This window comes from Kitasatospora sp. NPDC101183 (assembly GCF_044767945.1).
In the GTDB taxonomy this organism is placed as follows: Bacteria; Actinomycetota; Actinomycetes; order Streptomycetales; family Streptomycetaceae; genus Kitasatospora.
Genome location: NZ_JBIWOW010000025.1, coordinates 77720 through 91144, shown reverse-complemented (window position 1 = coordinate 91144; position 13425 = coordinate 77720). Strand labels below are relative to the sequence as shown.

The window sequence follows — 13425 nt, the reverse complement described above, 5'->3', positions numbered from 1 at the left end:
CGTCACTTCCTGATCGTTTAGCCGTGGCTGAACGGTAGCCGGTCCCGGACACCTCGCCACAGGCTGTCCGCCATGGAGTTCATCACCTCGTACGACGGAACCACGCTCGCCTTCCGCACCCTCGGCGACGGCCCGCCGCTGCTCTGCCTCCCCGGCGGCCCCGGCCGCGCCGCCGAGTACCTCGGGGACCTCGGCGGGCTCGGCGCCCACCGCACCCTGATCCTGCCCGACACCCGCGGCACCGGAGCCTCCGGGACGCCCGCCGACCCGGACACCTACCGCGTCGACCGGCTGGTGGCCGACGTCGAGGCGCTGCGCCGCCACCTCGGCCTGGAGCGCGTCGACCTGCTCGGCCACTCCGCCGGCGGCAGCCTCGCCATGCTCTACGCCGCCGCCCACCCCGACCGGCTGAGCAGCCTGACCCTCGTCGACCCCTCCTTCGCGGGCGTCGGACTGCCCTCCGACACCGGCGTCGAGCAGGTGATCGCCTCCCGCGCGTCCGAGCCCTGGCACGCCGAGGCCGTGGAGGCGCACCGGCACATGACGACGGCGACCAGCTTCGCGGAGGCCGCGCCGTACCGCCTCGCCTTCGAGCCGCTGATGTACGGCCGCTGGGACGCGGCGGCCCGCGCCCACGCCGCCGCCGATCCGGCCCAGCGCGCACTGCCCGTCAGCGAGCACTTCTACCGGGACTACACGCCCGACACCGCGCAACTGCTGGCAAGTCTGGGGGAGTTGGCCTGCCCCGTGCTGCTCCTCGTGGGCGAGGTCGACCTGTGGCCCACCGCAGAGGCCGCCGCCGGGGCCGCGTCGCTCTTCCCCGCGGTGACCCTCGCCGTCCAGCCGGGCGCCGGACACTACCCGTGGCTGGACGACCCGCGGGCGTTCACGGCCACGGTCGAGGGATTCCTCGTCAGGGCCCGCTGACGGTCCGTCGCACGCACGGGTGAAGGTGGGGCGAATCCCGTCTGCGGAACGGGTCGTCCGCCTACGCTGCGGGTGCGGAACACCACCTGCCGTAACGGTCAGAGGAGAAGACAGTGGCATCGACCTGTGGTCCCGAATCCGCCCCCATCGGCGACGTCGGCACGGCGCTGATGGTGATCGACTCCCGGCTGAAATCCGTCTACGAGGGCAGGGGCGCCACGGACGCCCGCCAGGAGGCCCTGGTCCGTCAGGTGACCGCCTCCCTCGGGGCCCGTGGGCTCGCGGAGTTGGTGGACGGCACGTGCACCGTGATCTACCTCTACATGACCTGGCTCAGGGCAGCCTGCGAGGACCACGACCGCGATGTGGTCGAGGACGTCGTCCCGGCGCTGGTCAGCACGATGCGGATGATGCCCAAGACCTTCAGGCCCGAGGTCGTCCCCACCATGACCGGCCTCCTCGTCGCCGCCGGAACCGGCCTGAGCCCCAACCTGTGGCGGGCGCAGTACGGGCCCTGGACGAAGGCGGAGATGAACCCGCTGGAGGCCCTGGCCGTGATGACGGCGGAGCACGTCAACCGGGTCGCGGGGGACGACCACGACTTCGCGACCCGGCTGATCAGCGACGCCCTGTCCAGGATGGACGAGGACTGAGCCCGCCGGATCTCGGCGACTTCGAGTGGACTGCATCCTTCGGGTGCTCTCCCCGACCGGTCCCGCGCGCCTTCGCGGGACTCGCATCGCGCCTGGTCAGAAAGCATCCGGGCTTTCCTGCCCGAGGCCCCTGCGACCGCTTTCCCGGCGGGTTCCGGCCTCGCTGGAACACGCGATGCGAGTGGCCGCCCCCATCCGCCTGTGCTCCTCTGGAAACACCGATGACGATCGTCAGTGAACGATCTTTGAATATCGGTTCATGGTCGCGCAGAAATTCTTCCGCGGCTCGGAGCACCAGGAGGATCGAATGGGTGAAGCACCCAAGGATTGCCCGGCGGGCAAGGTTTGCTTCTATGAGGGATACAACTACGACAAGCTGGTGAGGGCGGAGGAGCCGTCCAACAAGTGGGTGGGTCTGCCGGCGTTCACGTCGGTGTACAACCACTCCGAGAAGAAGGCGATCGTCGTTTACGACAGCAAGGACGGCCCTTGGGGGGACAAGCAGAAGGTTGCCCCGAAGAGCGGTGACCCGGTGCTGAGCTTCAAGTCCTACTCCTACATGGTTGACGACAGCTGACGACCGTTCGGCGTGACGGGCGGGTGCGGTCGCAGTGGTCGGCCGACCCGCCTCGCCCGGTCGGAGAAGGAGGCAGAAGTGTCGGAGAAGTGGGATGTTCCCGTCATGCCGTATGTGGACATGACGATCGGTCGGACCTACACCCTGAGCACGTATTCCACGGGCAGTGGCATCAAGGCGTTCGCCCTGGCATTCGTCGGAGTGAGTGAAGGGGCCACGGATTTCACTTGGGCGGGCTTGAGTCCTGACCCCGCGCCGAGCCATTTCAAGGAGGAGATCGACGCCTTCAAAAAAGGTGGAGGTGTTCCTGTCATCAGCTTCGGCGGCAGCAAGCCGATCGCCCCCGAGTACCAGATCGACGATTCTGCGGTCCTGCTCAAGGGATATCAGGCCGTCATCGACGGCTATGCGGTCGACCACATCAACTTCGACCTCGAAGGGGAAGTCAGCAGGAGTGCAGTGCGGCAGCGCAATGCGGTCCTGGTGGCCGGCCTGCTCAAGAAATACCCGAGTCTGCGGGTCTCCTACAGCCTTGAGGTCGACAAGGACAACAACGGACGCTTCAAGCTCACCGACTTCGGGCTCAAGCTCCTGAAGGACCTCCACAACGCAAAGGTCACTCCGGCCCTGGTGAACGCGCTGGTCGAGTACATCCCCTGGGCATCCGCCAAAGAGGCGCTGGAGGCGGTCCACGGGAGCGTGAAGGACGCCTTCGGGCTCACTGACGCCGAGGCCTGGCGGCACATCGGAGCATGCCCCATGTACGGAAAGGAGGGCACCTTCGAATGGACGCTTCAGGACCACAAGGCCCTGAGGACGTTCGCGGAGGAGAAGAACCTCGGGTGCCTCTCCGGGTGGGAGGCGAAGAGGGACGCCCCCGACTTCGCGTACGGGAAGATCCAGGCGGGCTACAAGCCGAAGTAGTGGACGCGCCGCCCCGCTGCCCACAGCGGGGCGGCGCTCTTGCGCGTCAGCGCGCGGCTTCCGGTGCCCCGTACGTCAGTTGACCTGGCCGGTCGGCCGGACGGTCAGCTGGTTGACCGTCACGCCCTCGGGCTGGTTGACGGCGAAGACGATGGTGTCGGCGATCTGCTCGGCGGTGAGCACCGGCGTGGCCTCGGGGGTGCCGCCGCGCTCGCTCCAGAACGGGGTGTCCACGACCCCGGGGGCGACGACGGTCACGCCGATGCCGTCCCCGGCGACCAGCTGCCGGGTGTTCTCGGCGAGCGCGTGCGCCGCCCACTTGGTGACGGAGTACAGGTTGCCGGGGGTGTTGCGCACGCCCGCCACCGAGCCGACGATGATGATCCGGCCCCGGGACTCCCGCAGGTGCGGCAGGGCCCGCTGCACCAGCAGGGCCGGGCCGAGGACGTTGGTGAGGACCATGGCGCGCATGTCCTCGGGGGAGTGGCTCTCCAGGTTCCCGGGGAGGGAGAACCCGGCGTTGGCGATCACGTTGTCCAGCCGGCCCCAGGCGTCCACCGCCTGCCGTACGGCCTCGGCGACGTCCTGCGCGTCGGCGGCGTCGCCGGGGACGGTCAGCAGCGAGCCGGCGGGTGCCCCGGTCGAGGCGGCGAAGGCGGCGAGCTTGTCGGCGCCCCGCCCGGTGACGGCCACTCGGTGGCCCTGCTTCAGCAGGGCGCGGGCGGTGGCGGCGCCGATGCCGGTCGAGCCGCCGGTGATCAGGGTGACGCGGTCCATGCGGTGATCGTCTCCTCGGGAGGCGCGGGCTGGAACGGGCTGGAACGGCTGCACTCTATGCGAGTTGGCGATCATGCGCCGAGGGCCGGGTTCTCCACCTGCGAGACCCAGCCGGTGAGCACCCGCTCCAGCGCCTCCCGGTCGGCGGGGGTCAGCGCGCCGAGGAGGCGGCGCTCGTTGCGCATGTGCTCGGCGAAGGCCCGGTCGATCAGCTCGCGGCCGGGCCCGGTCAGGGCGACGATCCGGCCGCGCTGGTCGTCGGCGGCGCGGCGGCGGGTGACGAGCCCGGCCCGCTCCAGGCGGTCGATCCGCTTGGTCATCGCGCCGGTGGTGACCATGGTGTGGGCGGCGAGCTCGCCGGGCGCGCGCTCGTACGGCTCGCCGGCGCGGCGCAGCGCGCACAGGACGTCGAACTCGCCCTCGCCGAGGCCGTAGCGCTTGTAGACGAGGCAGAGCTCCTCGGTGAGGTGGTCGGCGAGGCGGTGCAGCCGGCCGATCACGCCGAGGGAGGAGACGTCCAGGTCGGGGCGCTCGCGGTGCCAGTCGGCCTGGATGCGGGCCACGCGGTCCGGCGGGTACGGGTCGTTCGGCTGCGGGGCGTCCATGCCGACCATCATAGCTTCCCGAGAAGCTATATTTCCTTCCATGGAAGCCAATCTGCGCTGGGTCGCGCTCACCGCCCTCGCCCCCGTGGCCTGGGGCGCCAACTACTACGTCACCCACGAGTTCCTGCCGCCCCACAGCCCCCTCTACGGCGCCGCCCTGCGCGCCCTGCCCGCCGGACTCGTGCTGCTCGCCCTGTGCCGTCGGCGCCCGCGCGGCGCCTGGTGGGGGCGCTCCGCCGTGCTCGGTGTGCTCAACGTCGGCGTGTTCTTCGTGCTCGTCTACGCCGCCTCCCAGCTGCTCGCGACGAGCATCGCCTCGACCGTCATGGCCGTCGCCCCGCTCGCCATGATGCTCATCGCCTGGCCCCTCGTCGGCGAACGCCCCGGCCGCGCCCACCTCGCCGGCGCCGCGATCGGCCTCGGCGGGGTCTGCCTCATGCTGCTCACGGGCGCGGGCACCCTGAGCGTGCCCGGCGTCCTCGCCTCGGCCTCCGCCATGCTGGTGTCCTCCTTCGGCCACATCCTCGCCAAGCGCTGGAACACCGACGGCACCGACGTGCTCGCCTCCACCGCCTGGCAGCTCACCGCCGGGGGCCTGTTCCTGCTGCCGGTCGCCGCCGTCGTGGAGGGCCGCCCGCCCGCGCTGTCCCCGTCCGCGCTGCTCGCCTTCGGGTACGTCGCCCTCGTCGCGACCGCGCTGGCCTTCACCGTCTGGTTCACCGGCCTGCGGCACCTGCCCGCCGGGACGGTCGGGCTGATAGGCCTGCTCAACCCCGTCACCGGCGTCCTGCTCGGCACCGCGCTCGCGGGGGAGGCCCTGACGCTCCAGCAACTGTGCGGCCTGGCCCTCGTCCTGGCCGGCGTCGTCCTCGGGCGGCCCGCCCGCGCTCCGCAGCCGCTCCCGGCCGTACGGGAGGAGCGGACTCACCCGATCGGCTGATCCCGCCCGGAATCCGTCCGCGACGGCCGCCGAGGGCGGACACTGCCGTTCGGCGCAGGAGCGAAGTCCGGCTGGCCCCACGGCAGGAGACGCATGACCACACGCGGTACGGGCGCGGCGGAGCCCGCGGCGTCCGAGAGCGAGCACCTGCTCTTCGGCGGCCCCATGCGCTACGACTACGGCTGGGCCAGACACGAGTTCGCGGGCGCCAGGGTGACCTTCGGGACGGTCGCCCGCCAGATGCCCCGGTTCCTGAAACTGGCCGGACGGATGGGCTGGGCGGCCGACCGCACCGCCCTGATCACCCTGGTCGCCGCCGAACTGCTGCGCGGCGTGGCCGCCGCCGTCGCGCTGATCGCCACCAACCAGGCCCTCGCCCGCCTCCTCACCCCCGGCGACCCGACCGCCGTCCTGCACTCCGCCCTGCCCGCCGTCGCGGCCGTCGGCGCCGTGTACGGCCTGTCGGCCGTGCTCGCCGCCGTCTCCGGACGGGCCTCCGGGCGGCTGGAGCCGGCCGTGTTCCGCCAGGCCACCGTCGACTTCCTGCAGATCGTCTCCCGCTCGGAACTGGAGGCCATCGAGGACCCGGAGTTCCTCGCCGACGTCGACTCCGCCCGCTGGGGCGCCGGTTCGATCCAGCACATCATCGGCCAGGCCACCGCCGTCCTCACCGCCACCTTCGCCCTCGCCTCCGCCGCCGGCGTGCTCTCCGTCCTCCACCCCGCCCTGCTGCCGATGCTGCTGCTCATCACCGCCCCGCGCGGCTGGGGCGCGGTGCGCACCGCCCGCCGCCGCTACCTCTCCACGCAGGCGATGCTCCAGCACAACCGGGCCAGCAGCCTGCTCGCCGACATGCTGATCCGCCCCTGGTCGGCCGCCGAGATCCGCGTCCACGCCTGCGGGCCCTTCCTGCTGCGGCACTACGAGCAGATGGCCCGCGCCGCCGAACGCGAACAGACCCGCCTCGCCGGGGCCAAGGCCCGTACCGACCTGCTCACCGCCGCCCTCGCCGGGCTCGCCACCACCGGGGCGTTCGCGCTGCTGGGCTGGCTGGTCGGCTCCGGGTCGATGCCGCTGGCCGTGGCCGGCACCGCCGTGGTCGCCATCCGTACGGGCTCCGCCTCGATCGGCGGGCTGGTCTCGCAGATCAACAGCCTGTACGAGGAGTCGCTGTTCGTCGCCGACCTCGACCGGCTGCGCCGCCACGGCCACCTCCGCGCCATCCCCGAGGGCGGGGCCCGACTGCCCGAACGGCCCCTGGAGATCCGCGTCGAGGGCGTCTCCTACACCTACCCGGGCCGCGACACCCCGGCCGTCGACGGGGTCGACCTCACCGTCCGCCGGGGCCAGGTGGTCGCGCTCGTCGGCGAGAACGGCTCCGGCAAGTCCACCCTCGCGCACCTGCTGTGCGGCGTCTACCGCCCGCAGCACGGCCGCATCCTCTGGGACGGCGTCGACACCGCGACGGCCGACCGCGCGCAGCTCTTCTCCGGGATCGCCCTGCTCGCCCAGAACTTCCAGCGCTGGACCTTCACCCTGCGCGCCAACATCCTCCTCGGCCGCCCCGAAGTCCCCGGCAGCCAGGAGCAGTTGGAGGCGGCTGCCGCCTTCGCCGACCTCGACCCCGTCCTCGCCGACCTCGACCGGGGCTGGGACACCCTGCTCGCCAAGGGCTTCGTGGGCGGCGTCGGCATCTCCGGCGGCCAGTGGCAGCGCGTCGCCCTCGCCCGCCTCCGGCACCGCGTCTCCACCCCCGGGCCGGATGGGCGGCTGCCGCACCTGATCGTCGTCGACGAGCCGACCAGCGCGATGGACGCGAAGGCCGAGATCGAGGCCTTCGAGAAGATCCGCCGCATGACCGAGGAGGGCCTCAGCGTCCTGCTGATCACCCACCGCCTCGCGGCCACCGCCCGCGCCGACCACATCTACGTCCTCGACCACGGCCGCCTGATCGAACAGGGCACCCACCAGGACCTGATGGCCCGCCCCACCGTCTACCGGGAGGCCTACCGCCTCCAGGCCGCCCAGTACGGCATCGCCGAGCGGCTGCCCCGCCAGGGCGCCGCCGCCGACCGCGAGGAGACGACGTGAAGCCGGGGAAGCGGGCCTAGGCGAGGAGGACGTCGATGACGGCCTGGGCGTACGCCTGGAGCGACCGGGACCGTGCCGCCAGGGCGGGGAACTTGGCCGGCAGTATCTGTGGCGGATTCCGCTGCGGAACGGTCAGCGGCGAGCCGTCCTCGGCGACGTACTGGACGCCGTCGATGAACGCCCAGCTCTCGAAGTCCTGGTCGGGCTCGATGGTGAACACCGGTGCCCCGAGGCGCACCCCGGGCACGTCCACCGGGCCCCAGTCGCCGAGCGAGTATCCGGTCGGCGTGTCGGTCTCCCGCGCGTAGTGAACGACCGCCGGCCGCTTCTTGGGGTCGTCGAGGTGGTTCCCCCAGACCAGGTGCGCGTCGCTGTTGATTGCGGTCGCCCTGGTGGCCAGGTCCAGCGCCAGTTGGTCGTCCTTCTTGCCGTCCGGCAGGATCGCGGAGTCGAACCGCTTGGGTACGGGGTTGCCGTTCGCGTCCTTCACGGTCGGGTAGGCCGGGTCCAGGGCGAGATCGAACTTGTACTTCTCCAAGCCGGACACTTTGGTCGGGTCGGACGCTTTCTTGGCCTCGTTCGCCATCACCTCGGCAATGTCGGTCTTCGAGAGGGCGTAACGCGGGTCCACGAACACCCCGGAGTAGTTGTCGCCGTACGTCGCGGTGGGTGATTTCCTGTGCATCCCGTGGATGGACACGATGCGCACCGGTCGGAACATCTCGATGAGCCCGATGAGATACCTCAACTGCGGCAACAGCGGATAGGCACGCCCCTTCGGGCCGACGGGACCCCCGGCGAACGTTTTCAGCATTCCCTTGCCGCTCTTGTCCAGGAGGTAGCTCAACGGCTGCCCCGGCGGCGGGAACTGCCGATTGGGAAACAGCTTCCCTCCGTACGGCGCGTACGGGTACTCCCGGTAGTCGTTGGAACGGATGTGCCGGTCCTTGCCGATCTTCTCCTCCCACTTGCCGCCCGGGTGGATCCACTCCACCCGCCGCACGGCCCGGCCGTACTGCGGGAAGACCTCCGGGATCACGATGGCACCGAGCCTGGCTTGTTTCTGGGGGTCGGCGAGTTTGGCCAGGATCCAGTTGGCCACCTCGACCCCGCACTGTTCGCTGGTGTGCAGCCCGGCGATGATCAGCACGACCCCGTCGGAGGTGCCGGGGAAGTGGTGGGCGGTGAAACCGTTGTCGGGGATGGCCGTGGACATCACGGAGTCCAGTCCCCGTTGGCGTCGAGGGTGCCGTAGTCGGGCTTCCAGGCGCCGCCGACGATGCGGCCGGGAACCCAGACGCCGTGGCCCTGGTAGGTGAACTCGCGCCAGGACGGCAGGGTGTCGTCGGCGCGGAGCTGGATCAGTGCGGTCGGCAGCTCGACCTCCCACGACGGGCCCTGCGGCACCTCGTCACCGGGGGCGTTGTCGCGGTCCTGGATCTCCTGGGTGATCGGCAGGTAGTCGGAGTCGGTGATCTCCGGCATGGCGCCGCCGCCCCAGAGCTGACCGGTCATGAGGAAGTACCGCAAGTCCCCTTCGAGTTGCGGCCGGACGGGGATGACCACGCGGGCCGCCCCGGCCTTGAGGAACTCGGCGAACAGCGGGTCCGGGTTGTCGGAGACGGCCTTGTCGTGCCAGGTGAGCGAGCGGCCCCAGAAGTACGGATAGAACAGGTACTGCATGTTCTCCCACTCGAAGACCTCCTCGAAGAACCGGATGAAGGCCTCCTGGTCGCCACCCGCGATCTGTGGGTTGGACGCCGGCGGCACGTTGGGCCGGGGGAAGTCCGGCTGAGCGGCGTTGACGTCGTCGAACGCCGCCGCGTACAGGTCGGTGCCCGTCAGCCGCGAGACGCACGCCTTCTTGAGCTCGGCCTGCTCGATCGTCCGGTTCTGCGCCGGGTTGTCGCCCAGCGAGACCGCCGTCGCGGCCTTGATCTGCTGCGCCTTGACGGCGTCCTCGTACGTGCCGACGAGGTCGTTGTGCGCGTTGAGCAGGGCCGTGTAGGTGTCGATCCGCCACTGGTCCCGCCAGGCGTCGGTGCACGCGCAGGTCACGTCGATGGCGATGGCGTAGTCCCGGGCCTGGGTCGCCTCGACGGCGATGGGGAGGCTCCCCTCCTCGGCATCGGCGGAGCCGTTGACCGGAATGGACACCACGCGGGGCGTCAGGTTCTGCGGAGCGCCACGCGCCTCGAAGGTCTGCTTGCCGACGACCACCGTCAGCAGTTCGTCGCCGTCGATCGGGTCGTTGTCCTCGACGACGAACCCTCCGTTCACGGCGATGTCCGAGACCTGGTAGCCCTGCGGGACGGAGATGTCGTCGTTGGCGAACGTCCGCTTGTGATCGTCGGCGGCGCCGGACAGCGACTGCGAGACGGTCGTGGTGGGTTCGGGTGGGGCGTTGACACCGACGGCGCCGAACTTGCCGACGAAGAGGCCGAAGTACGTGGGCGCGGTCGGGTCCGGGTCCAGGTCGGCGGGCGTGAGCGGACGGGTGACGGCGGTCTCCTTGATCCGGCCGTCCGGGCCCAGGTCGCTCGCCGCGACCGGGCGCCAGGTGACCGCGCCCGGGTCCTGCACGAGGACGAACGGCTCGGGCGGGACGGGCACCGCCGTGAGGGCGTGGGCGTCGATGACGGCGTGCACGAACGCGGCCGGCTCCGGGACGGTCAGGTCGAACAGCAGGCGCTTGCCGTAGTTGAAGACCTGCGCCTGGTAGACCTTGTTCAGCCACTGGTACACGCCGCTGACGTTGGCGTTGCCGGGCGCGGTGTTCTCGAACGAGTGCCCCTCGCGTTCCCTGAGCTTCTCGATGGTCCGCGCGATCTCCTCCCGCCGCGTGGTCTCGGTGACCCGTGTGGCGGCCCGGGTGGTGACGCTCTTGGCGTGGTCGGCGGAGACCGTGCTCGACTGCTGCTTGGACAGGCTGTAGGACACGTTGGCGTTGGCGTTGATCTGTACGCCCCCGTACGTCGCCGAGACGCTGAGCCCGGCGTTCACGGCCAGGTCCTCCTTGACGACGTTGGACACCTCGGACTTGAGCTCGAACCGCTCGGTCACGTCCAGCGACGTGGTGGTCTCCGTGGTCTTGCTGGATTCGGTGACCGTCGTGGTGTCGGTGGTCAGGTCGTGCACGTCGACCTTCGACCGCTTCTCACCGCGCAGGATGTTCTCGATCTTCGCGATGTCACCGGGTTCGTAGCGGATCAGCTGCTGCTTGACGACCAGCAGGTCGCCGACCCCGACCGGCTGGGGCAGGTCGGTGCGCAGCGGGAACGCCGGAGTGGGCAGCAGCAGCACCGCGTTCAGCGCCGCCGCGATCGCCTCCGCGTCGGTCAGCCCGGCGTCGGCCGCGGCGACCCGTTCGACGAGTGCCGTCAACCGGACGAGACGGGCGAGCTCCGCGACGGCGTAGGACCGCGCCTGCGGCAGGATGATCCGGGCGACGATGGTGTCGCGCGCATCGCCGGCCAGCCGGATGAACCACGGCTGGGCCACCACGGTCGCCGCCGGCGCCCCGAAGGCCGCCTGGACCGCCGCGTCGAGCCCCGCCAGGCCCGTGGCCGCCGCAGCGGCCACGGCGAACTGGTCGAACCGGTCCTGCTGGGGGATGACGGCCCGCTCCGCGATGAACCCCGGGCCGAACGTCTTCCCTGCGACGAAGTTGCCCGCGATGGTTCGGGCCGTACGCAGCGGATCATCCTTGGCCCCGTGGATACCGCGCAGCTCCTTCTGGAACGTGGACTGGGTGCCGAGGTCGATCGAGGTGGGCGCCGGCTGCCGCTCCGGGGCGCGCAGGGCAACAAAACGAAACAATTCGGGCATGAAATGCCTCCCGCGCCGAATGTTCGACTCCGCGGACGGCCGACCGGAAGCGCGGTCCGGCCATGGCGGAACCCGCTGGTTCGAGTACAGCACACCGGCACGCCCGGGGCGCGGGATGGCGAGGCGCAGCTGGTCACGGGGCCGGACGGGGCCCCTGGCCCGACGGGCTGCGCGCCCTCCGGGGCGTCCGGGGGATCGAAGGGCTCCATCATCCGGGCGAACGACCAGACCAGCCACACGAACACCAGGAGGGCCACCGCCAGCAGCCCCCCCCGAGCACCTGCATCACCCGCCGCACGAAACGTCTCCCCCCGTTCGCCGCCGTCGTGCGGTGAGAGAGTCTGCGCTGTTTCGCCTACGGGCGGAAGCGGGCGGCCGAGGTGCCCGGGCCGGTGGGGCCGAGGGGGAGGGCGGGGCGGTGGTCGAAGCGGCCGGTGGCCTCGTGCCAGGCGTACGAGCCGGCCGTGGCGGTCATCAGCGCGCGGACGTAGGAGGCCGCGTGGGAGGCCTGCGGTTCGCCGATGCCCTCGTCGGCGAGGGCGCGGGCGAGTTCGGGGAGGACGGCCGTCTCCAACGTCCTTACGCGGGAGGTGAGGAGACGGTTCATCAGGTCGAAGGCGTCCGCGAGGCCGCGGTCGTGGAGGAGGGACTTGCGCAGGACCTCGACGCCGTTGTTGTCCACGCTCTCCTCGGCGACCTCGCGGTCGTAGGAGACGATGTCGTTGTGCAGGCTGACGACGTCGGCGAAGGCGCGCAGCGCCCCCTGGAAGGGCGGCAGGCGGTGGACCTGGGAGGGTATTTCGCCGAGGTGGTGCTCCATGAGGGTGGCGGTCATCGGCAGGCCGCCGAACTCCCGCCGGGCGTGGACGTATTCGATCAGGTCGCGGGCACCCCCGCCGTCGCCCTCCAACTGGTCCAGCTCCCACAGGAGGCCGCGCAGGAAGCGCTCGATGTCGGCGGCGAAGCGGCGCCGCCAGGTCGGGGTCATGACGGGGGCGGTGCGGGGCCACAGGTCGGCGAAGGCCCGCTCGACCGGGTTCTCCGGCCCCGGGCCGAGGACGGCGGGGGTCTCGGCGGGGAGGAGGCGCAGCAGGCGGGCGATCTGCTGGAGGGCGGCGTCGCGGTCGGCCTCCTCGCGCCAGAGGGGGAGGAGGAGGTCGTCGACGAACCAGAGGGTGACGTGCCAGGCGGTGGTCAGGGTGAGTTCGCCGGGTTCGGCGTCCGGGTGCGTCATCGCGACCCAGAGGGGGAAGTCGGCCTCGTCGACGACCTCGCGGCTCCAGCGGTCCGGCCGGCGCGTGGTGTGCTCGGCGTCGAAGAAGCCCATGCGCTCGGCCCAGGCGGCCACTTCGGCGCGGGCCCGTTCGAGGTGGCGGTTGGTCCGCTGCTCGAACGGCATGTGGAACTCCCGCGCGGAGGCCGGGATGGTGGCCGGGGCGGAGTCCGGGGCGGTGGGCTGTGGCTGGCGGACACCCATCTGTGTGCACTCCCGTCGCAGGCTCGAAGGTCGCAGGCTCGAAGAGCGGGCACACGTCGCCTGCCCGGTCCCTGGATCATCCTAGGGGGGAACTGACGCCCTGTGAGGTGTATGCGTCAAAGGGTGACCGGAGCGAGCGCCCGGGTCGGGGAGTTCGGCTCTCCTTGACAGCTCGGGACGTATCCAGAATATTAGATGCGTCGGGACGGGCCCCGGTGGAAGCGGAAGGACGTGCGCGGTGGATGCGCTGGCGGTGCACAAGGCGCTCGCCAACCCCGCGCGTGCGGACTTCCTGCGGTGGCTGAGGACGCCCGAGCGCTACTGGGACGAGGACTACTACCGCGAGCGCGGGGTCGGCTTCCATGTCGGGGTGTGCGTCACCGACATCCAGGAGCGCTCCGGGCTGGCCCAGTCCGTGGTCTCCGGCTACCTGCGCATCCTGTGCGACGCCGGGCTGCTGACCCGCGAGCGCGTGGGGAAGTGGACGTTCTACCGGCGCAACGAGGAGACGATCGCGGCCTTCGCGGCGTATGCGCGCGACGAGCTCTGACCTGCTGCTTTCCGGAGGAGGGGTGCCCTCGGGCCCCCTTTTCCTTTGGGCAGACGCATCTAATTATCTAGATTCA

General features: G+C 71.0%; 12 protein-coding genes. 7 read left to right on the top strand and 5 right to left on the bottom strand.

What is annotated here, in order from left to right; genetic code table 11:
* The first annotated feature begins 72 nt into the window (after positions 1-72).
* From ACIRRS_RS29905 to ACIRRS_RS29890, 4 genes are all read left to right on the top strand, one after another.
* Complete coding sequence (locus ACIRRS_RS29905; RefSeq protein ID WP_402977133.1) at positions 73-927, top strand: alpha/beta fold hydrolase; 855 nt, start codon at positions 73-75, stop codon at positions 925-927.
* Between the two features lie 113 nt (positions 928-1040).
* Complete coding sequence (locus tag ACIRRS_RS29900; RefSeq protein WP_402977130.1) at positions 1041-1580, top strand: hypothetical protein; 540 nt, start codon at positions 1041-1043, stop codon at positions 1578-1580.
* 259 nt (positions 1581-1839) lie between these two features.
* Positions 1840-2157 (top strand): peptidase inhibitor family I36 protein, encoded by a 318-nt coding sequence (locus tag ACIRRS_RS29895; protein WP_402977127.1) that lies wholly within the window; start codon positions 1840-1842, stop codon positions 2155-2157.
* Positions 2158-2235: 78 nt separating this feature from the next.
* On the top strand, positions 2236-3081 hold the full coding sequence (locus ACIRRS_RS29890; RefSeq protein WP_402977125.1) for a hypothetical protein: 846 nt from the start codon (positions 2236-2238) through the stop codon (positions 3079-3081).
* A gap of 75 nt (positions 3082-3156) precedes the next feature.
* On the opposite strand, the gene ACIRRS_RS29885 is transcribed toward ACIRRS_RS29890, so the two are convergent.
* Positions 3157-3858, bottom strand: a complete 702-nt coding sequence (locus ACIRRS_RS29885; RefSeq protein WP_402977122.1) for an SDR family oxidoreductase — start codon at positions 3856-3858, stop codon at positions 3157-3159.
* Positions 3859-3929: 71 nt separating this feature from the next.
* Entirely contained in the window at positions 3930-4472 is a 543-nt protein-coding gene (locus ACIRRS_RS29880) for a MarR family winged helix-turn-helix transcriptional regulator (protein WP_402977120.1), read from the bottom strand.
* 31 nt (positions 4473-4503) lie between these two features.
* Between ACIRRS_RS29880 and ACIRRS_RS29875 the strand changes: the two genes are divergently transcribed.
* Positions 4504-5403, top strand: coding sequence for an EamA family transporter (locus ACIRRS_RS29875; RefSeq protein WP_402977117.1), 900 nt, complete (start codon positions 4504-4506; stop codon positions 5401-5403).
* Between the two features lie 93 nt (positions 5404-5496).
* A complete protein-coding gene (locus ACIRRS_RS29870) occupies positions 5497-7494 on the top strand; it encodes an ABC transporter ATP-binding protein (RefSeq protein WP_402977114.1) in 1998 nt (665 codons plus the stop codon).
* Between the two features lie 16 nt (positions 7495-7510).
* Here ACIRRS_RS29870 and ACIRRS_RS29865 read toward each other — a convergent pair whose 3' ends face one another.
* The 3 genes from ACIRRS_RS29865 to ACIRRS_RS29855 all read right to left on the bottom strand — a co-directional run bounded on the left by ACIRRS_RS29865 (position 7511) and on the right by ACIRRS_RS29855 (position 12799).
* Positions 7511-8710, bottom strand: coding sequence for a hypothetical protein (locus ACIRRS_RS29865; protein ID WP_402977112.1), 1200 nt, complete (start codon positions 8708-8710; stop codon positions 7511-7513).
* Positions 8710-11322 (bottom strand): hypothetical protein, encoded by a 2613-nt coding sequence (locus ACIRRS_RS29860; RefSeq protein WP_402977109.1) that lies wholly within the window; start codon positions 11320-11322, stop codon positions 8710-8712. Before ACIRRS_RS29860 ends, ACIRRS_RS29865 begins: the two co-directional genes overlap by 1 nt.
* Positions 11323-11677: 355 nt before the next feature.
* Positions 11678-12799, bottom strand: a complete 1122-nt coding sequence (locus ACIRRS_RS29855) for a terpene synthase (RefSeq protein ID WP_402977107.1) — start codon at positions 12797-12799, stop codon at positions 11678-11680.
* Positions 12800-13037: 238 nt separating this feature from the next.
* On the opposite strand from ACIRRS_RS29855, the gene ACIRRS_RS29850 reads away from it, so the two are divergent.
* The gene (locus tag ACIRRS_RS29850) at positions 13038-13349 is read left to right on the top strand and encodes an ArsR/SmtB family transcription factor (RefSeq protein WP_402977104.1); all 312 of its coding nucleotides are present in this window, start codon (positions 13038-13040) and stop codon (positions 13347-13349) included.
* Positions 13350-13425: the final 76 nt, after the last annotated feature.

Coding starts and splice junctions, on each gene's coding strand:
- ACIRRS_RS29905 (WP_402977133.1), top strand. CDS start 73: ATGGAGTTCATCACCTCGTACGACGGAACCACGCTCGCCTTCCGCACC.
- ACIRRS_RS29895 (WP_402977127.1), top strand. CDS start 1,840: ATGGTCGCGCAGAAATTCTTCCGCGGCTCGGAGCACCAGGAGGATCGA.
- ACIRRS_RS29885 (WP_402977122.1), bottom strand. CDS start 3,858: ATGGACCGCGTCACCCTGATCACCGGCGGCTCGACCGGCATCGGCGCC.
- ACIRRS_RS29880 (WP_402977120.1), bottom strand. CDS start 4,472: ATGGTCGGCATGGACGCCCCGCAGCCGAACGACCCGTACCCGCCGGAC.
- ACIRRS_RS29875 (WP_402977117.1), top strand. CDS start 4,504: ATGGAAGCCAATCTGCGCTGGGTCGCGCTCACCGCCCTCGCCCCCGTG.
- ACIRRS_RS29870 (WP_402977114.1), top strand. CDS start 5,497: ATGACCACACGCGGTACGGGCGCGGCGGAGCCCGCGGCGTCCGAGAGC.
- ACIRRS_RS29865 (WP_402977112.1), bottom strand. CDS start 8,710: ATGTCCACGGCCATCCCCGACAACGGTTTCACCGCCCACCACTTCCCC.
- ACIRRS_RS29860 (WP_402977109.1), bottom strand. CDS start 11,322: ATGCCCGAATTGTTTCGTTTTGTTGCCCTGCGCGCCCCGGAGCGGCAG.
- ACIRRS_RS29855 (WP_402977107.1), bottom strand. CDS start 12,799: ATGGGTGTCCGCCAGCCACAGCCCACCGCCCCGGACTCCGCCCCGGCC.